The following is an 18,480-nucleotide window of genomic DNA, read 5'->3' as shown; positions in this document are numbered from 1 at the left end:
GCCGGAAGGACATGCAGGTTACGCTGGGTGGCGTCACGTGTGCACAGAGTGGCGAAATGGGGGCGTGTGGGGGGTGCGGGGAGGCGCAAGGTTGTTCGCCCGTAGCGGAGGGAACGGGGGCGCTCGGCATGGACTTCCGGTCCGTACGGGTAAGACATCCCTAGTGGGAGGGGGCGACACGCAGGAAAGGCCGTCTCACGTTCGCCATGGGCGTACTGGCGAAGGGGGTAACTGCCTGGCCTGCGGGAACATCGTCTCGCACCATCGGGTTGGAGCAGATGTCGGCGTTCGGGGTCAGGAGGCCAAGGACGGTGTCGGCAGTTGGAATGAGCGGTCCCCGCTTGCGGGACTAAGCTGCGGAAGGACAGGGAGGGGAAGTTCCCCCCACTGCCTGACCGCTCTGAGGAGCGATTAACGATGTTCGAGAGGTTCACCGACCGCGCGCGGCGGGTTGTCGTCCTGGCTCAGGAAGAAGCCCGGATGCTCAACCACAACTACATCGGCACTGAGCACATCCTCCTGGGCCTGATCCACGAGGGTGAAGGTGTCGCCGCCAAGGCCCTTGAGAGCCTCGGGATTTCGCTCGAGGCGGTCCGCCAGCAGGTGGAGGAGATCATCGGCCAGGGCCAGCAGGCCCCGTCGGGTCACATCCCCTTCACCCCCCGTGCCAAGAAGGTCCTGGAGCTGTCGCTCCGCGAGGCCCTTCAGCTGGGCCACAACTACATCGGCACGGAGCACATCCTGCTCGGCCTGATCCGCGAGGGCGAGGGCGTCGCCGCCCAGGTCCTGGTCAAGCTGGGCGCAGATCTGAACCGCGTGCGGCAGCAGGTGATCCAGCTGCTCTCCGGTTACCAGGGCAAGGAGACCGCCACCGCCGGCGGTCCTGCCGAGGGCACGCCCTCCACGTCCCTGGTCCTCGACCAGTTCGGCCGGAACCTCACCCAGGCCGCTCGTGAGTCCAAGCTCGACCCGGTCATCGGGCGCGAGAAGGAGATCGAGCGGGTCATGCAGGTGCTGTCCCGCCGGACGAAGAACAACCCGGTCCTGATCGGTGAGCCCGGCGTCGGCAAGACCGCCGTCGTCGAGGGCCTCGCCCAGGCCATCGTCAAGGGCGAGGTGCCCGAGACCCTCAAGGACAAGCACCTCTACACCCTGGACCTCGGCGCGCTGGTCGCCGGCTCCCGCTACCGCGGTGACTTCGAGGAGCGCCTGAAGAAGGTCCTCAAGGAGATCCGCACCCGCGGCGACATCATCCTGTTCATCGACGAGCTCCACACGCTGGTCGGTGCGGGTGCCGCCGAGGGCGCCATCGACGCGGCTTCCATCCTGAAGCCGATGCTGGCCCGCGGTGAGCTGCAGACCATCGGTGCGACCACGCTGGACGAGTACCGCAAGCACCTGGAGAAGGACGCGGCCCTGGAGCGCCGCTTCCAGCCCATCCAGGTCGCGGAGCCGTCCCTGCCGCACACGATCGAGATCCTCAAGGGTCTGCGTGACCGCTACGAGGCGCACCACCGCGTCTCCATCACGGACGAGGCGCTGGTCCAGGCCGCCACCCTGGCCGACCGGTACATCTCGGACCGCTTCCTGCCGGACAAGGCGATCGACCTGATCGACGAGGCCGGATCCAGGATGCGCATCCGCCGGATGACCGCGCCGCCGGACCTGCGCGAGTTCGACGAGAAGATCGCCGGTGTCCGCCGCGACAAGGAGTCCGCGATCGACTCGCAGGACTTCGAGAAGGCCGCCTCCCTCCGCGACAAGGAGAAGCAGCTCCTGGCCGCCAAGGCCAAGCGGGAGAAGGAGTGGAAGGCCGGCGACATGGACGTCGTCGCCGAGGTCGACGGCGAGCTGATCGCCGAGGTCCTCGCCACGGCCACGGGCATCCCGGTCTTCAAGCTGACCGAGGAGGAGTCCTCCCGCCTGCTGCGCATGGAGGATGAGCTCCACAAGCGGGTCATCGGCCAGAACGACGCCGTCAAGGCGCTGTCGAAGGCGATCCGCCGTACGCGTGCCGGTCTGAAGGACCCGAAGCGTCCCGGTGGCTCGTTCATCTTCGCCGGCCCGTCCGGTGTCGGTAAGACCGAGCTGTCCAAGGCGCTCGCCGAGTTCCTCTTCGGTGACGAGGACGCGCTGATCTCCCTCGACATGTCGGAGTTCAGCGAGAAGCACACGGTGTCGCGTCTCTTCGGTTCGCCCCCCGGTTACGTGGGCTACGAGGAGGGCGGCCAGCTGACGGAGAAGGTCCGCCGCAAGCCGTTCTCGGTCGTCCTCTTCGACGAGGTCGAGAAGGCCCACCCGGACATCTTCAACTCGCTGCTGCAGATCCTGGAGGACGGTCGCCTGACCGACTCCCAGGGCCGGGTCGTGGACTTCAAGAACACGGTCATCATCATGACGACCAACCTCGGCACCCGGGACATCTCCAAGGGCTTCAACCTGGGCTTCGCGGCCTCGGGTGACACGAAGACCAACTACGAGCGCATGAAGAACAAGGTCTCGGACGAGCTCAAGCAGCACTTCCGGCCCGAGTTCCTCAACCGCGTCGACGACGTGGTCGTGTTCCCGCAGCTGACCCAGGCGGACATCCTGCGGATCGTCGACCTGATGATCAGCAAGGTGGACGAGCGCCTGAAGGACCGGGACATGGGCATCGAGCTCGCCCAGTCCGCCAAGGAACTGCTCGCCAAGAAGGGCTACGACCCCGTCATGGGCGCCCGGCCGCTGCGCCGGACGATCCAGCGCGAGATCGAGGACAGCCTGTCGGAGAAGATCCTCTTCGGCGAGCTGCGCCCCGGTCACATCGTGGTCGTGGACACCGAGGGCGAGGGCGAGACCAAGACCTTCACCTTCCGGGGTGAGGAGAAGTCGGCCCTGCCGGACGTCCCGCCGATCGAGCAGGCGGCCGGTGGCACGGGTCCGAACCTGAGCAAGGACGTGTAAGCGTCACGGTCGAACGAGAGGGGCCGGTGCTGAAAGGCACCGGCCCCTCTTGCATGCCCTAAGGCGTATGACCTGCGCTACGACAGCTGCCCGTCGTAGTCCGGCAGCTTGTACGTCTTCTCGGCGTGCCCGCCGGAGAGGTCGGTGGCGCTGTTGCCGATGTTCGCGATGATCGTGTAGCCCTTCTTCTCGACGTCGACGCGCTGGGCCGTCTTGTATTCGGCGACGTTCTTGAAGAGGTCGATGAAGTTCCGGACGTAGAGGCCGGAGACCTGGTAGCCGGCCTGCTTGAGGTTGTACTCGGTGAACGAGTAGATGATGCCCGGGCGGGCGGTCACGAAGAACAGGGCGACGCCGCGCTCCTGGGCGTATCTGGCGGCCTCCAGGACCGGCTTGTTGGCCGGCTGCGGGTAGCTGAAGCCGAAGTCGGTCTCCAGCGTGGTGTTGTCGATGTCGAAGACGATCGCCTGCTTCTCGCCCGGCTTGGCTGCCGCGATCCGCTGCTTCAGATAGGGCAGTGCCTGGTCCATCACCGCCTGGCAGTCCTTCTGCCAGGTCGCGTAGTCGACGTCTGCGGCGGCGGCCGCGGTGACCGCGGTGGGGGCACCGGCGGGGGCCGCGGCGTCGGCCGGTGCGGCCATCGCCACGAGGGCGGCCGCCGAGACGGCGGTCACTGAGGCGCGGCGCAACCAGGGGCGTCGGGTCTGCATGTCGTGGGGGTCCTCTCACGTCCGTGACGCTTCAACATGTCGTGTGCATGTTCGTGGGCGAGGGTGGCGCGAGGGGAACCGTAGGGTTACCGGACGGTAGGTGCATAGAGGCGTGCGCCACATTTCCGGAATGGCCGAAGAGGACCCCCGGTGACATGCCGCACAGGCGATATGTCCGTTACTAGGTGGAATAGTGCTGAACGGGCTGGGAGGAAAGGGATTCTTCCCCCGCAGGGCAGGCCGAACTGCAGTGTGTTGCGCTGATTCGTCCTGAATGGGCCCCATGTCAAGAGACGTAGAACACTGAACCAAGTTACTAACTTGGGCCGTAGATCACCCTTTTGGGAGTTTGTCGGACTTCGGGTTACCAAGGGATGGCCATTCGGCGAGCGACTGTGCGCCGGGTGGTTTTCTCCGTCCCCTTCCCCGCGAGGTTTCGATGTCCCAGCGCGTCACGTCCCGTTCTTCCCGTACGTCCCAGCTCCGCACCCGTGCGACCGTGCTGGCCGCCGGCCTCGGTGTCTCGGTCGCACTGGGAGCAGGGGTCGCGTCCGCCGCCGACACCACGGCCGCGTCCGGTACCGCCAGTGCCGTCCAGGCGCAGGCCGCCGCCCAGGCAAAGGCCGCCAAGGCCGAGGCCGTGAAGGCCGAGAAGGCCGCCAAGGCCGCAGCTGCGAAGAAGGCCGCCGCCGCCAAGAAGGCCGCTGTGAAGAAGGCCGCCAAGAAGGCCAAGCCGTCCTGGGTCGACCCGGTGAAGAAGTACACGCTCTCCGCGAGCTTCGCCCAGGCCGGTGGCATGTGGCAGTCCAAGCACAGCGGGCAGGACTTCGCCGTGCCGAGCGGCACCGAGGTCGTCGCCGCCCATGGCGGCACCGTCGTCAAGGCCGGCGGCAACGGCGCCGGTGACGGCCCCGCGTACGGCAACGCCGTCGTGATCAAGCACGGCAACGGCACGTACTCGCAGTACGCCCACCTCTCGAAGGTCGAGGTGAGGATCGGCCAGGTCGTCAAGACCGGCCAGGAGATAGCCCGCTCCGGCAACACCGGCAACTCGAGCGGCCCGCACCTGCACTTCGAGATCCGTACGACCCCGAACTACGGCTCGGCGGTCGACCCGGTGAAGTTCCTGCGCGCCAAGGGCGTCAAGGTCTGACGACCCGAACCACAGGACCCTAGGAGCCCTGCGCTCCTTCATGGGCCTGGGTCACCAGGTCGGTGGCGACCTCGAGGACGGCTTTGTTCTTGTCCTCGGGGTCGCCTTCCAGGTCCTGGAGCAGGAACATCCCGGCGTGCAGAGTGAAGATCGCGCTGACGCAGCGGACCTGGTCGACCAGGTCGGCCTCGGGGTCGATGATGATGTCGCGCAGGCCGCGGATGCGCTCCTTGAAGGAGTCGCCGATCCGCAGCTCCCGCACCGTCGCCTGGTTGTCGTGCATGAAGCGGAACAGCGGCGCGGCGCCGGCCAGGGTCTCCGCGTAACGGCGGATGATCTCCTGTTTGGTGTCGAGCGTGTGCGGCTGCTGCCGCCCCCACTCGATCAGCTCCTCGATCGGCTTCGTGAGGTCCTCGAAGATGCTGACGAGGATCTCTTCCTTCGTCTTGAAGTGGTAGTAGAGCGCCGCCTTGGTGACCTCCAGGCGTTCCGCGATCTCGCGCAGTGAGGTCTTCTCGTAGCCCTGCTCCGCGAAGAGTTCGAGGGCCACGTCCTGGATGCGCTGGCGGGTGTCCCCGCGGCGCCGCTGCCTGGTGCCGTCCATGGTGCCGCCCATCCTCCTACGCCGCTCCCTTTCCATAAAACTTACTTGACGCCCGGCTAGTTCCGCGGCTAGCTTCCGAGTGTAGTCACTAGCCGGTCGGCAAGTAAGTAGCGGTAGCTGGGGGAGTGGGAAAGCAATGGCGGACACGACGGACACACCGGCGGTCGGCGCCGACACCGAAACCGGGGGGAAACGGCCGAAGAGCGTGCGGGTCGTGCTGCTCGCGCTGATGATCGCGATGATGCTCGCGATGCTCGACAACATGATCATCGGTACGGCGATGCCGACGATCGTCGGTGAGCTGGGCGGTCTCGAACACCTCTCGTGGGTGGTCACCGCGTACACGCTCGCGACCGCGGCCTCCACCCCGCTGTGGGGCAAGCTCGGCGACATGTACGGCCGCAAGGGCACGTTCATGACGTCGATCGTCCTCTTCCTGATCGGCTCCGCGCTCAGCGGCATGGCCCAGAACATGGGCGAGCTGATCGGCTTCCGTGCCGTCCAGGGCCTGGGTGCCGGCGGTCTGATGGTCGGCGTCATGGCGATCATCGGGGACCTGATCCCGCCCCGGGAGCGCGGCAAGTACCAGGGCATGATGGCCGGCGTGATGGCGCTGGCCATGATCGGCGGTCCGCTGGTCGGCGGCACGATCACCGACAACTGGGGCTGGCGCTGGGCGTTCTACATCAACCTGCCCCTCGGCGTGGTCGCGCTGGTCGCCGTCAGCGCGGTGCTGCACCTGCCGAAGAAGCGGTCCGAAGCGCGGATCGACTACCTGGGCGCAGCCCTGCTGACCGTCGGCATCACCGCGATCGTGCTCGTCACCACCTGGGGCGGCACGGAGTACGCCTGGACATCCGCGCGGATCATGGAGCTGATCGGCATCGGTGTCGCCGCGCTCGTCGGGTTCGTGTTCTGGCAGACCAGGGCGGCCGAGCCGGTGGTGCCGCTGCACATCTTCCGCAGCCGCAACTTCACGCTGATGTCGGTCATCGGCTTCATCACCGGGTTCGTGATGTTCGGCGCGACGCTGTTCCTGCCGCTGTACCAGCAGTCCGTGCAGGGTGCCTCCGCGACGAACTCCGGGCTGCTGCTCCTGCCGATGCTCGGCGCGATGCTGGTGACCTCGATGGTGGCCGGCCGGGTCACCACGAACACCGGCCGGTACAAGGTCTTCCCGATTCTCGGCAGCGTCCTGATGACCGTCGGTCTCTACCTGCTGTCCACGATGGACACGGGGACCTCGCGGTTCACGTCCGGTGTCTTCATGGCCGTGGTCGGGTTCGGCATGGGCTGCCTGATGCAGATCACCATGCTGGTCGCGCAGAACAGCGTGGAGATGAAGGACATGGGCGTGGCGTCCTCGTCCACCACCCTCTTCCGTACCCTCGGCTCCTCCTTCGGCGTCGCGATCATGGGCGCGCTCTTCAACAACCGCGTCCAGGACGTCATGGCCGAGCGGGGCGGTGCGCTGGGCTCCAAGATCACCGAGCAGTCGGCGCAGCTCGACGCCAAGAGCCTGGAGAAGCTCCCGGTGCTGGTCCGGGAGGCGTACCAGCACGCGGTGTCCGCCGGTACCCACTCGGCATTCCTGCTGGGAGCCGTGGTGGCCGTGTTCGCCCTGGCGGCGGCCGTGTTCGTCAAGGAGGTCCCGCTCAAGGGCGCGGGCCCGAAGGCGGAAGGCGAGCCGGACGCCCCGGCGGCGCAGCCGCCCGTGGCGGAGACCGTCTGACCGGACCGCATGACGAAGGCCCCCGGGGTTTCCCGCCCCGGGGGCCTTCGTCATGCGGTCGCTCGCACAGACCCCCCTGTCAGACCCTCGTGCCACCATCGGATCCATGGACAAGATGCGGCAGGTGCGCCTCGCCAAGGACGCCATGGACCGGGACTGGGCCGATCCGGACCTGGACCTGGGCGCCGTGGCCGCACACGCCGGGTACTCGCGGTATCACTTCATCCGCGCCTTCAAGGAGGCGTACGGCGAGACCCCCGGGCAGTACCTCACGCACCGCCGCATAGAACGCGCCGAGGACCTGCTGCGCACGGCGAACCTCTCGGTGACGGAGATCTGCCACCTGGTCGGCTTCAGCAGCGTCGGCACGTTCTCGGCCCGCTTCAAGGCCTGGACCGGCCTGACCCCCAGCGAGTACCGGACGAAGCACGTGGGCCGCGGAGCGGCACTCATACCGGGCTGCTACGCCATGCTGTGGGCCGGCGGCTTCCGTTCGGCACCCACCACAGGGCAACAGCGCAATTCCGGAGAAGCGGGCTGACACCCCCGCTGCCTACGGTTGCAGGGCAAGCACCGACCGGCCCCGACCAGCAGGAGCACGCCATGATCAAGGGTCTCGCCATCTCGACCGTCTGGGTCCTCGACCAGGACCGGGCCAAGAAGTTCTACACCGAGAAACTGGGCCTGGAGGTCCGTACGGACATGACCATGGGCGAGGGCGGCATGCGCTGGCTCACCGTCGGCTCGCCGAACCAGCCCGACGTGGAGCTCACGCTGATGGTGCCCGGCGGGCCCGCGATGGACCCGGAGTCCGCCGAGATGCTCCGCAAGCTCGTGACGAAGGGCGCGCTCGGCGCCGGCGTGCTGACCACCGACGACATCCACGGCGACTACAAGAAGCTCAAGGACCGGGGCGTGGAGTTTCTCCAGGAGCCGCAGGAGCGCCCGTACGGCACGGAGGCGCTGTTCCGTGACGACTCCGGCAACTGGTTCTCCTTCACGCAGCCCCGGGAGGGCGGACTCGACCTGGACCAGGACTGGACCTCCTGATCCGGAAGGCCTGGTGGGTCCGAAGGGCTACGACCCCGGCAGCATCGGATAGCTGCCGGTGTTCGTCGGCGCGTGCTCCGGCAGCCACAGCACCGCCACCGCGCCCTCGGCCGGTACGCCCTCCGGCGCCCCCGGCGTGCGGACGTTCCGGAAGGTCAGCCGGGCGCCCAGCACCCGGGCCTGACCGGCCGCGATGGTCAGGCCGAGGCCGTGGCCGTGCCCGGCCCGGTCCTTGCTGCCGGTGCGGAAGCGGCTCGGCCCCTCGGCGAGCAGATCCTCGGGGAAGCCCGGGCCGTGGTCGCGGACGCGGATGACCCGGCCCTCGACGGTGACCTCGATGGGCGGCTTGCCGTGCCGGGCCGCGTTGGCGAGCAGGTTGAACAGCACCCGCTCCAGGCGCCGAGGGTCGGTGGTGACCGCCGACTCGTGCACGATCCGCACCTCGGCGTCCGGGTCCTTGGCCGCCACCCGCCGGGCGACGAACTCGCCCAGCATGATGTCCTGCAGCTCCGCCCGCTCCGAGGCCCCGTCCAGCCGGGCCACCTCCAGCACGTCCTCCACGAGCGTGCGCATGGCCTTCGCCCGGTCCAGCACCAGCTCGGTCGGGCGGCCGGGCGGCAGCAGTTCGGCGGCGGTCAGCAGCCCGGTCACCGGCGTGCGCAGCTCGTGCGCGATGTCGGCGGTGACCCGCCGCTCGGCCTCTATCCGCTGCCTCAGCGTGTCCGCCATGGCGTCCACCGCGCTCGCCAGGTCGTCGGTCTCGTCCCGGACGACCCCGCCCATGGCGTCCCGCACGCGCACGTCCGTCTCGCCGCCCGCGAGCTGGCTGGCCGCGACGGCCGCCTTGCGCAGCCGCCGCGAGAGGTGCCCGCCGATGAGCACGCCGAGCGCGCTGCCGCCCAGGACGACCGCGATGGAGCCGATGAGCAGGGCCTGGTCGAGGTCCTGGAGGATGTCCGAGCTGCGGTCGGTGAAGCCCGAGTGCAGGGACATCACATGCCCGTTCTTCAGCGGCACGGCGGCCCATATGTCGGGCACGTCACCGGGCCGGTCCGCCACGTACGTCGCCCGCTGGCCCGCCTCCACCCGCTGCCGCAGCGCCGGCGGCAGGTTCGGGTCGTCGATCTTGGTGTTGGGGAAGTTCATCCGCCCCGACAGCTCGAAGTTGCGCTGGGCGATCAAGATGCGCTCGTCGGCGAGGTCACGCGCGTTGTCCAGCATCGACACCCGGGCGGCGTTGTGCACGACCAGGCTCAGCGCGACCGCCACCAGCGCCCCGACCAGCGCGATGGCCGCGCTCAGCTTCCATCTGAGGCCCGTGCGGATGCCCGCGCGCTCCAAGCCCGTGGCGACCAGGCGCCGGAAGTGCCCCCTCATAACCCCTGCTCAGGCCTTCAACTTGTAGCCGAAGCCGCGGACCGTCTCGATACGGTCCTGGCCGATCTTCTGCCGCAGCCGCTGCACATGCACGTCGACGACGCGGGTGTCCCCTCCCCAGCCGTAATCCCACACCCGCTCCAGCAGCTTGTCGCGGGAGAGCACGGTGCCCGGCGCCGTGGAGAACTCCAGCAGCAGCCGCATCTCGGTCGGCGTCAGCGCCACCGGCTGCCCGGCCCGGCGGACCTCCATGCCCTCGGTGTCGACCTCCAGGTCCCCGAAGGTCAGCACCCCGCCGCTCGCCGGAGAGGCCGGCTCCTCGCCCCGGCCGCCGCCCGCGTGCCCGAACCGGCGCAGCACCGCGCGGATCCGGGCGACCAGCACGGCACCGTCGAACGGCTTGGTCACATAGTCGTCGGCGCCCGCCTCCAGGCCCAGCACGACATCGATGGAGTCGGCCCGCGCCGACAGCATGATGACCGGCACGGTCGACTCGTCCCGGATACGGCGGCACAGGCTGACCCCGTCGAGGCCGGGCACCATGACGTCCAGCAGCGCGATGTCGGGGCGGTCCGCCCGGAACGCCTCCAGGCCCGACAGCCCGTCGGGCATGGCGGTGACCACGAAGCCGTCCCGTTCCAGGGCGAGCTGCGTGGCCTCACGGATGACGTCGTCGTCCTCGACGAACAGGACGTGGGTCTGGTCTGCCATCCCGGTGCTCTCAGTCCTCGTGTGGTTCGTGGGGTGCGTTCTGTCGCGTTCTCTCTGGGGGACGCGCGATCCGTGTGATGCGTTCACCGGGGGATCGGTCCGAGCGGCCCGATCGGTTCACACGCCCTGCGCCCACGTCAGCTCGCGGGCTCCGGCGAGGGGGTGTCGCCGCCGACCTTCCCGTAGTCGTTGTGGGTGCGGTACTCCTCGTCGAACCGGCCGGAGGTCCATCTGTACGTGATCACGTTCTCCCCGGAGGGGCTCGACACCGGGTCGCCCTTCTCGTACACCTGCTTGGTCACGACCAGGTCGCCCCGGTCGATCTCCGCGTAGACCGGGGTCTCCTCCGCCTTGAACACATTCTTGTACGAGCCGTCCTGCTCGCGGTACACGTAACTGCCCACACCCACAGCGTCACCGCAGGTCAACACGTTGACGACGACGTCGTCGCCTGATCCGCCGGTCAGGTTGCCGTAGGACACGTCGACGGGGTACTCGTCGGCGACGCACGGCTTCAGCTCGCGCTTCACCTCGGGGGAGACCTTCGGGTCGTGCTTGACGAGCCGGACGGCGTCGACCGTTTCGGGCGTCTTCGACGGCGCCGCGGACGGTGTGGCGGGAGCGGCGCCCGCCACCGAGTCGGAGTGGGCCGGTCCCTCGTCACGAGCACCGGTGCCGCCCGCACCGCACGCGGACACGGAAAGGCCGAGGGCGGCGAGCACGGCCAGGGCCGTACTCACCGCCTGGATGCTGCCCGGGGTCCGTGCAGACCCCTCGCCGGTCAGGCCGCGCACCGCTCCCGCTCCTCACGCTCCAGCGCGCGTGCGTCCAGGTCGCGGGACTCCAGCTCCTCGCGGAGCCGGGCGAGCGCCCGGTGCAGCGTGCTCTTGACCGTTCCGGCCGACATGCCGAGGGCGGCGGCCGTCTCCTCCGTGGACATCTGCTCCCAGTGTCGCAGCACGACGACACTGCGCTGCTTCGGGGCGAGCACCTTCAGGACGTCCATCAGCAGGGCGCGGTCCGCGTGCTGCTCGGTGGAGTCGTCGACCGAGGCGTCCGGGAGCTGCTCGGTGGGCACCTCCTCCAGCTTGCGGGCCCGCCACCACTCCGTCCGCGTGTTGATCATCACCCGGCGCAGGTAGGCGTCGGCCAGCCGCTTGTCCTCGATGGTCTCCCAGCGGCCGTACGTCCGGACCAGCGCGGTCTGGAGCAGGTCCTGCGCGTCCGTCGGGTCCGGGACCAGGCGGCGGGCACTGCGCAGCAGCGCGTCCTGCCGCGTGCGGACGTACTCCTCGAACTCGAGCACCTCGCCCTGCGCCATGGTGAACCGCCTCCCGTTTCCCCGTTACGGCCGGCTTCCCGCCGCCCGTGCACTGCCTGTGTTCCTTGGTCGTCCCGTGTCTTCCGGGAACGGAATTGAAGGTACGGAGGCGTTGTCACGGCACTGTCCGAAGCAGCCTTCGGCTAGCACTCGGCTGTCCGTCGGTTGTGTAACGGACGTCGGAACGGGGTAAAACGGTGGGCGCGTTGGGGCGGATTCCGGGTGATTTGTCCGCCCCATGATCACTGTGACGCGCGAACCGCGTCTGTGACCTGCCTGTACGTCAGGCCAGCGGCAGCCGGTACAGCCCGCCCGCCAGCGGCTCCACCAGACCGTCGGCGACCAGGCCGTCCAGAGCGCGGGCACGCTGCACCGGTTCGTGCCACACCCGGTCCAGCGCGGACTGCGACACCGGACCGTCGGCCTCCCGCAACACGGCGAGCAGCCGCCCGCGCACCTGCCGGTCGGTGCCCGCGTACGTCTGGCCGCGGCGCGGCGGCCCGTCGTGCTCCGGCTTGCCCGCCAGCCGCCAGGCACACTGCGCGGCGATCGGGCAGCGGTGGCACGACTCGCTCTTCGCCGTGCACACCAGCGCGCCCAGCTCCATGGAGGCGGCGGCCCAGCGGGCGGCGGTCGGCTCGTCCTCGGGCAGCAGCGCGCGGGCCAGCCTGCGTTCGGCGGCGGTGGTGGCGTTCGGCGGGTACTGCACGCCGGTGACCGCGCGGGCGAAGACCCGGCGCACATTGGTGTCCAGCACCGGGTGGCGCTGCCCGTAGGCGAAGGAGGCGACGGCGGCGGCCGTGTACTCGCCGATGCCGGGCAGCGCCAGCAGCCGGGCGTGGTCGGCCGGCACGTCACCGCCGTGCCGTTCCGTTATCGCGACGGCGGCGCCGTGCAGCCTGAGGGCGCGGCGCGGGTAGCCGAGCCGGCCCCAGGCGCGGACCGCCTCACCCGGCGCCTCCTTGGCCAGGTCGGCGGGGCGCGGCCAGCGGGCCAGCCACTGCTCGTAGACGGGCAGGACGCGGTTCACCGGCGTCTGCTGGAGCATGAACTCACTGACCATCACCCCCCACGCCCCGGCCTCGGGGCGCCGCCACGGCAGGTCACGGGCGTTCTCGTCGAACCAGTCGATGACGGGGGCGTGCAGGTGCTCGCCGGAGGGCGGGCCGGAGGCGGGGTCGGCGGGGCTGGTGTGCGGGGGCTTCGTGGGAGCAGTCATGGCCATTCGATCCTGCCACGCGGGGGCCGCGATCCGGGCACACCACCACTCAGGAGAGACAGGCGTACCTGACGATCGGCAGCAGTGCCGCCCTGCCGCCCGCCTATAGCGTCGGGCGAATGGAACGTCCTCGTCCCACCCGGCTCGGCGGCCACGCCCTGCTCTGGGCGGCCCTCGCCCTGCCCGCACTCACGGCGGACCGGCTCGGGCTGAACGAACCGCGTCCGGCCTGGCAGCAGGCGGCCGGTGTGGCGGTGCTGGCCGTCGCGGTGGCCCTGTCCCGGCGGCTGCCGCTCGCGGCCTTCGGGCTGGTGGCCGCCCTGAGCCTCGCCGCCGCCCCGGCCATGTTCACCGTCTCCTACGGCCCCGCCCTCGGCGTGTTCGCGCTGCTTCTCGGTCTGCGTGCGGGCCGGGCGCGCCGCGCGGTGCTGTGCTTCGCGGCCGTCGGCTGCGCCGGCACCGTCCGGATCGTGCTCGTCGGCGTCGACCCGGCTCCGGAGTGGCTCGTCATGACGGGCACGCTGCTCTTCGGCTGCGTCTTCCCCTGGCTCGGCGGTCGCTACTGGCGGCAGAGCCGCGAGCTGGCCGAGGCGGGCTGGCAGCGCGCCGCCCGGCTGGAAGACGAGGCCCGCCTCGCCGAGGAACGCGCCCGGCTGCGCGAACGGGCCAGGATCGCCCAGGACATGCACGACTCCCTCGGCCACGAGCTGAGCCTCATCGCCCTGCGCGCGGGCGCCCTCCAGGTCGCCCCCGGCCTCGCCGGCGAGCACCGGGCCGCTGCGGCCGACCTGCGCGCGGCCGCCGCCGACGCGACGGACCGGCTGCACCGCATCATCGGCGTCCTGCGCGAGGACGACGAGCCCGTACCGCTGGCCCCGGCGGGCGAGACGCTGGAGCAACTCGTCGCCCGCGCCGCGGAATCGGGCCTGCCGGTGCGCTGGGAGCCCGCCGGGCAGGGCGGCCCGGCCGCGGAGCCGGGCGGGATCGCCGAACGGCTGCTGCACCGCGTGGTCCGGGAGGCACTGACCAACGCGGCACGGTACGCGCCGGGCGCTCCCGTGACCGTGGCGGTGACGGGACGGGCCGCGGGGACGGGGAGGGCCGCGGGGACTTCCGCGGGGACGTCCGTCACCATCACCAACGGCCCGCCGGCCCAGGAGGGTTCCCGCCCCGCCGGCGGTGGTACGGGCCTGCTGGGGCTGCGGGCCGCCGTGACCGCCGTCGGCGGCACGTTCGAGTCGGGACCGCACGGGGAGGGGTTCCGGGTATCGGCATACGTCCCCGACGCCCCCGAGCAGCGGTCCACCGTCAAGCCATCGGGCCCCGCGCCCTTCCGGCACGCCCGCCGCCGCGTCGCCGTCGGCCTCGGCACGGCGGCCGGTGCGGGCGTCGTTCTGGTCGGCGCGGCGTTCGGCTGGTACGCGTACGCGGAGAAGCACTCGGTGCTCGAACCCGCCGCGTACACGGAACTGCGCCTGGGCACCCCGGCGGCCGAGGTCGAACGCGTGCTGCCCGAACGCGACGTGAACGACCCGCCCGACGACCGGGCCCCCGCCCCACCCGAGGGAGCCGACTGCCGCTACTACCGGGCGAGCGGTGAACTGTTCGTCTCCGTCGACCACTTCAGACTGTGCTTCGACGCCGGCCGGCTCGTCGCCAAGGACGTGGTCCCGCGTAGCGGCCTGCGCGGCGAGGGCCGAGAGGAATACGAGGAGCTCTCACAATGATCCGCGTTCTGCTGGCCGACGACGAGGCCATGGTCCGGGCGGGGGTACGCGCCATCCTGGGCAGCAGCGGCGTGACGGACGTCGTCGCCGAGGCGGGCGACGGCCGCGAGGCGGTCGAGCTGGCCCGCGCCCACCGCCCGGACGTGGCCCTGCTCGACATCCGCATGCCGCGCCTGGACGGCCTCACGGCGGCGGAGGAGATCGTACGGACCGTGCCCGGCACGGCCGTCGCGATGCTCACCACCTTCTCCGAGGGCGCCTACGTGACCCGCGCCCTCGGCGGCGGCGCCACCGGCTTCCTGCTGAAGTCCGGGGACCCGTACGAACTCATCGCCGGCGTACGGGCGGTGGCGGCCGGGGCCGCGTTCCTGTCGCCCAAGGTGGCCCGGTACGTCATCGACGAGGGCCTCGGTGGCGGCCGTCTCACCCGAGAGGCACAGGCACGCGCGCGCGTGGCCGTGCTGAGCCCCCGCGAACGCGAGGTGCTCGGCCTGGTCGGCGCCGGCCTCTCCAACCCGGAGATCGCCGCCCGGCTGCACCTCGTCGAGGGCACGGTGAAGGCGTACGTGAGCGCGGTCCTGGACCGGCTGGGGGTGCGCAACCGGGTGCAGGCGGCGATCGTGGCGTACGAGGCGGGTCTCGTGGAGCCGTGACGACTCGGACCGGCCCAGCGTGGTCCTGACGACTCGGACGGGCCCAGCGGAGTCGTGACGACTCGGGCCGGCCCAGCGGTGGGGGCGCGTCCCGGCCCGGCGCCGCGCATGCGGGCCTCCTCAGCGCCGCGCGTGCGAGCCGTACGACGTGACGGGCGCCGCGCCCGGTCCGGTGAACCACCGCACGGCCGGCGCCGGCGAGGTGCGCATCGCCTCGGCCAGCCGCGTCGCCGGGCCCTTGCCCAGCCGTACGGCGACGAGGGCGACGAGCGTGCCCAGCACCAGCCCCGCGAGGACGTCGTGCGGATAGTGCACGCCGACGAAGACCCGGGAGAAGGCCATGAGCAGCGCGAGCGGTGCCGTCAGCCACAGGAGCGCGCGCCGGACCAGGGCCAGGGCGACCGCCGCCGCGCCCGCGATCGTGGCGTGGTTGGACGGGAACGACCAGTCGCCGTGCGGCGGGCACTCGGCGAGGGACGCTGCCGCACCGGCAACCGCCCGGCACGGACGCTCCTGTGTGACCGCGGACTTGAGCACCTCGCTGCACACGTACGCCACGGCCGTGGCCACAGGCGCAAGGACCGCGATCGCGAACGCATGGGGGGTGTCGCGGCGGGCACGCCACCAGGCGGTGGCGAACAGCGCGACGAAGACGAGCAGTCCGGCCTCCGTCCATATGCCGGCCCCGTGCTGTACCCACATCGGGGTGTCATGGGCGAAGTCGGTGATGTCGCGGTAGAGCGCGCTGTCCTCGGAGTTCATGGTCACGGACGGTAGGCGGAGGGTCAGTACCGTCACACCCAGCGATCGTCGCGTGCCGTACCTGTCGAAAGACAGGGGTGGGCCCCGGGATTCCGAGATGATGATCCGGAAAAGTTGTGGCCCGAGCGGCGGGTGGGACCGGCGAACGCGCCGATCTCTCGTAAGGTTTGCGCCGTGGGATCTCTGCGCAATCCGGTCGGGCCGCTTCCCTCCTCCATCTACTGGCGTCGGAGGGTCGTACTGGTGTCTGTGGTCGCCCTGTTGGCGCTGCTGATCACCTGGATCGTGACCATGGGCGGCGGGGGCGGCAAGGACGGCGACAACGGCGCCAACGGCAAGAATCCCGCGCCCTCCATCACACCCGGCCCGTCGAGCTCGGGTCCCGCCATCAGCCAAGCGCCCGGCGGACGCGACGAGTCGGGCGGCGCGGGCTCCGGCGGCGCGTCGTCCGGGTCCGGGGACGGTTCCGGCGACGGCTCGGGTGACGGCTCCGGGGACGGTTCGGGCTCGGGTTCCGGCGACGGCTCCGGCTCGGGCGGCTCGGGTGGCTCCGGGGGGACGAGCGGTGTCGGCGGGTCCGGTGGCGGTACGGCGGTGGGCGGCGTCGGCGTGGGCGACACGCTGCCGGCCGGTTCCACCCTGCCCAACTGCACCGCCAGCGTGGTCAAGTTCAGCCTGCGCAGCCTGCACAACACCTACGACCCCGAGCAGACGCTCACGTTCCTGCTGACCGCGCGGAACATCTCCGGCAGCGACTGCAAGATCGATCTCGGGCCGAAGAGCGCGGTGTTCACGATCACCCCGGCGAGCTCCGACGACGACTACTGGTCCTCCAAGGACTGCCCCAAGGCCGCCGCGCACCAGCTGTACCGGGTGCCCGCGGGCAGCGGCATCACCTACACCGTGAACTGGGACCGCAAGCCGAGCGCCCCCGAGTGCGCCACGCCTCCGGCGGGCTCGGCCGGGACGGGCACGTACCTGGTGGAAGCGAAGGCTCCGGGCTTCGCGAAGGTGCAGACGTCGTTCGTGCTGTCGGCCGACTAGGGCCTGTCGTTTGGATCAGGTCGCAGGGAATCGGCGGCACCTCTTCGGCGCCGGTGAGCGGGGTCTGGTGCGTGCAGCTGCAAGGCGGAGGAGGGCGTCGATGCGGAGCATCGGCAACCGACGACAACGCCGCAGATGCGCGTGCCAGACCCCGCGTCTGCGATCTGATCCAAACGACAGGCCCTAGCACCGGCGGGTCAGACGCCCGAGGGCGGTACCCCTTGCCGGGTACCGCCCTCAGCCGTTTCCAGGGTTCCAGCCGGTGCAGCCGTTCCAGCTCAAGCGCTGGACGTGGGCATCAGACGTAACGCTCCAGGATCGACGACTCCGCCAGCCGCGACAGCCCTTCCCGGACGCTGCGCGCCCGGGCCTCGCCGACGCCGTCCACCGTCTGGAGGTCGTCGACGCTCGCGGCGAGCAGCTTCTGGAGGCCGCCGAAGTGCTCGACCAGGCGGTCGATGATCGCGCCGGGGAGCCGGGGCACCTTGGCGAGCAGGCGGAAGCCACGCGGAGACACGGCGGAGTCCAGTGTCTCGGGCGAGCCGGTGTAGCCCAACGCCCGGGCCACCGTGGGCAGTTCGAGAAGCTCGGCGTGGGTGAGGGCGTCCAGCTCGGCCAGCGCCTCGTCGACCGTGCGGGAGCGCTTGGCGGTGGGCTCGGGCACGTAGTCCCGGACGACCAGCTCGCGCTCGGGCTCCACGCCGGCGATCAGCTCGTCGAGCTGGAGGGCCAGCAGCCGGCCGTCCGTGCCCAGCTCCACCACGTACTCGGCGATCTCCGTGGCGATGCGGCGCACCATCTCCAGGCGCTGGGCGACCGCCGAGACGTCCCGGACGGTCACCAGGTCCTCGATCTCCAGCGCCGACAGCGTGCCCGCGACCTCGTCGAGGCGGAGCTTGTAGCGCTCCAGGGTCGCCAGGGCCTGGTTGGCGCGGGACAGGATCGCCGCCGAGTCCTCCAGGACGCGGCGCTGGCCGTCCACGTACAGGGCGATCAGCCGCATCGACTGGGAGACCGAGACGACCGGGAAGCCGACCTGCTTGCTGACGCGGTCCGCGGTGCGGTGCCGGGTGCCCGTCTCCTCCGTGGGGATCGTCGGGTCCGGGACCAGCTGCACGCCCGCGCGCAGGATCTTCGACAGGTCCGAGGACAGCACGATGCCGCCGTCCAGCTTGCACAGCTCGCGCAGCCGGGTCGCGGTGAACTCGACGTCCAGCACGAAACCGCCGGTACAGAGCGCCTCGACCGTCTTGTCGGAGCCTAGGACGATGAGTCCGCCGGTGTTGCCGCGGAGCACGCGCTCCAGGCCGTCACGCAGGGCGGTGCCGGGTGCCACGGCGCTCAGCGAGGCGCGCATCAGGCCCTCGGTACCGGCACTCCCGCCGGACTTTCCGGGAGCTGATGCCCGGTCGTTGGCTGCCACTGCACTCCTCCGGTCGCAGGTTCTGGGCGCCCCCGTGTCGCGCGCTCGGTT

General features: G+C 70.6%; 17 protein-coding genes. 8 read left to right on the top strand and 9 right to left on the bottom strand.

Features of this window, described 5'->3' with window-relative positions:
- Window positions 1-417: 417 nt before the first annotated feature.
- Window positions 418-2,943, top strand: coding sequence for an ATP-dependent Clp protease ATP-binding subunit (locus ACH4G3_RS10720; protein ID WP_397624139.1), 2,526 nt, complete (start codon window positions 418-420; stop codon window positions 2,941-2,943).
- A gap of 77 nt (window positions 2,944-3,020) precedes the next feature.
- On the opposite strand, the gene ACH4G3_RS10715 is transcribed toward ACH4G3_RS10720, so the two are convergent.
- Window positions 3,021-3,653, bottom strand: coding sequence for an HAD family acid phosphatase (locus ACH4G3_RS10715; RefSeq protein ID WP_397624138.1), 633 nt, complete (start codon window positions 3,651-3,653; stop codon window positions 3,021-3,023).
- A 439-nt stretch (window positions 3,654-4,092) separates the two neighbouring features.
- On the opposite strand from ACH4G3_RS10715, the gene ACH4G3_RS10710 reads away from it, so the two are divergent.
- Complete coding sequence (locus ACH4G3_RS10710; protein WP_397624137.1) at window positions 4,093-4,806, top strand: M23 family metallopeptidase; 714 nt, start codon at window positions 4,093-4,095, stop codon at window positions 4,804-4,806.
- A gap of 19 nt (window positions 4,807-4,825) precedes the next feature.
- Here the strand turns inward: ACH4G3_RS10710 and ACH4G3_RS10705 are convergent, their stop codons facing one another.
- Window positions 4,826-5,422, bottom strand: coding sequence for a TetR/AcrR family transcriptional regulator (locus ACH4G3_RS10705; protein WP_397624136.1), 597 nt, complete (start codon window positions 5,420-5,422; stop codon window positions 4,826-4,828).
- Window positions 5,423-5,546: 124 nt separating this feature from the next.
- On the opposite strand from ACH4G3_RS10705, the gene ACH4G3_RS10700 reads away from it, so the two are divergent.
- From ACH4G3_RS10700 to ACH4G3_RS10690, 3 genes are all read left to right on the top strand, one after another.
- The gene (locus ACH4G3_RS10700) at window positions 5,547-7,142 is read left to right on the top strand and encodes an MDR family MFS transporter (protein ID WP_397624135.1); all 1,596 of its coding nucleotides are present in this window, start codon (window positions 5,547-5,549) and stop codon (window positions 7,140-7,142) included.
- Between the two features lie 106 nt (window positions 7,143-7,248).
- Entirely contained in the window at window positions 7,249-7,683 is a 435-nt protein-coding gene (locus ACH4G3_RS10695) for a helix-turn-helix transcriptional regulator (protein ID WP_397624134.1), read from the top strand.
- A 62-nt stretch (window positions 7,684-7,745) separates the two neighbouring features.
- Complete coding sequence (locus ACH4G3_RS10690) at window positions 7,746-8,192, top strand: VOC family protein (protein WP_397624133.1); 447 nt, start codon at window positions 7,746-7,748, stop codon at window positions 8,190-8,192.
- 27 nt (window positions 8,193-8,219) lie between these two features.
- Here ACH4G3_RS10690 and cseC read toward each other — a convergent pair whose 3' ends face one another.
- The 5 genes from cseC to ACH4G3_RS10665 form a co-directional block, all read right to left on the bottom strand.
- On the bottom strand, window positions 8,220-9,569 hold the full coding sequence (gene cseC, locus ACH4G3_RS10685; RefSeq protein WP_397624132.1) for a two-component system sensor histidine kinase CseC: 1,350 nt from the start codon (window positions 9,567-9,569) through the stop codon (window positions 8,220-8,222).
- A 9-nt stretch (window positions 9,570-9,578) separates the two neighbouring features.
- Window positions 9,579-10,280: a two-component system response regulator CseB gene (cseB, locus tag ACH4G3_RS10680; RefSeq protein ID WP_397624131.1), complete on the bottom strand. Its 702-nt coding sequence runs from the start codon at window positions 10,278-10,280 to the stop codon at window positions 9,579-9,581.
- Between the two features lie 137 nt (window positions 10,281-10,417).
- Window positions 10,418-11,074: a hypothetical protein gene (locus ACH4G3_RS10675; protein WP_397624130.1), complete on the bottom strand. Its 657-nt coding sequence runs from the start codon at window positions 11,072-11,074 to the stop codon at window positions 10,418-10,420.
- Window positions 11,062-11,601 carry a SigE family RNA polymerase sigma factor gene (locus ACH4G3_RS10670; RefSeq protein ID WP_010048809.1) on the bottom strand — a complete coding sequence of 180 codons (540 nt, stop codon included), beginning with the start codon at window positions 11,599-11,601 and terminating at the stop codon, window positions 11,062-11,064. The genes ACH4G3_RS10675 and ACH4G3_RS10670 overlap by 13 nt, the downstream gene beginning before the upstream one ends.
- Window positions 11,602-11,884: 283 nt before the next feature.
- Complete coding sequence (locus ACH4G3_RS10665) at window positions 11,885-12,820, bottom strand: HhH-GPD family protein (protein WP_397624129.1); 936 nt, start codon at window positions 12,818-12,820, stop codon at window positions 11,885-11,887.
- 119 nt (window positions 12,821-12,939) lie between these two features.
- Between ACH4G3_RS10665 and ACH4G3_RS10660 the strand changes: the two genes are divergently transcribed.
- Window positions 12,940-14,547, top strand: a complete 1,608-nt coding sequence (locus tag ACH4G3_RS10660) for a sensor histidine kinase (protein ID WP_397624128.1) — start codon at window positions 12,940-12,942, stop codon at window positions 14,545-14,547.
- Window positions 14,544-15,200, top strand: coding sequence for a response regulator (locus ACH4G3_RS10655; protein WP_397624127.1), 657 nt, complete (start codon window positions 14,544-14,546; stop codon window positions 15,198-15,200). Before ACH4G3_RS10660 ends, ACH4G3_RS10655 begins: the two co-directional genes overlap by 4 nt.
- A gap of 120 nt (window positions 15,201-15,320) precedes the next feature.
- Here ACH4G3_RS10655 and ACH4G3_RS10650 read toward each other — a convergent pair whose 3' ends face one another.
- The gene (locus tag ACH4G3_RS10650) at window positions 15,321-15,962 is read right to left on the bottom strand and encodes a phosphatase PAP2 family protein (RefSeq protein WP_397624126.1); all 642 of its coding nucleotides are present in this window, start codon (window positions 15,960-15,962) and stop codon (window positions 15,321-15,323) included.
- 174 nt (window positions 15,963-16,136) lie between these two features.
- On the opposite strand from ACH4G3_RS10650, the gene ACH4G3_RS10645 reads away from it, so the two are divergent.
- Window positions 16,137-17,006 (top strand): hypothetical protein, encoded by an 870-nt coding sequence (locus ACH4G3_RS10645; RefSeq protein WP_397624125.1) that lies wholly within the window; start codon window positions 16,137-16,139, stop codon window positions 17,004-17,006.
- A gap of 298 nt (window positions 17,007-17,304) precedes the next feature.
- Here ACH4G3_RS10645 and disA read toward each other — a convergent pair whose 3' ends face one another.
- A complete protein-coding gene (disA, locus tag ACH4G3_RS10640; RefSeq protein WP_274818155.1) occupies window positions 17,305-18,429 on the bottom strand; it encodes a DNA integrity scanning diadenylate cyclase DisA in 1,125 nt (374 codons plus the stop codon).
- Between the last annotated feature and the right edge of the window lie 51 nt (window positions 18,430-18,480).

This window comes from Streptomyces afghaniensis, from assembly GCF_044327915.1.
Classification (GTDB): domain Bacteria; phylum Actinomycetota; class Actinomycetes; order Streptomycetales; family Streptomycetaceae; genus Streptomyces; species Streptomyces afghaniensis.
This window is presented reverse-complemented; position numbering and strand designations above follow the sequence as displayed.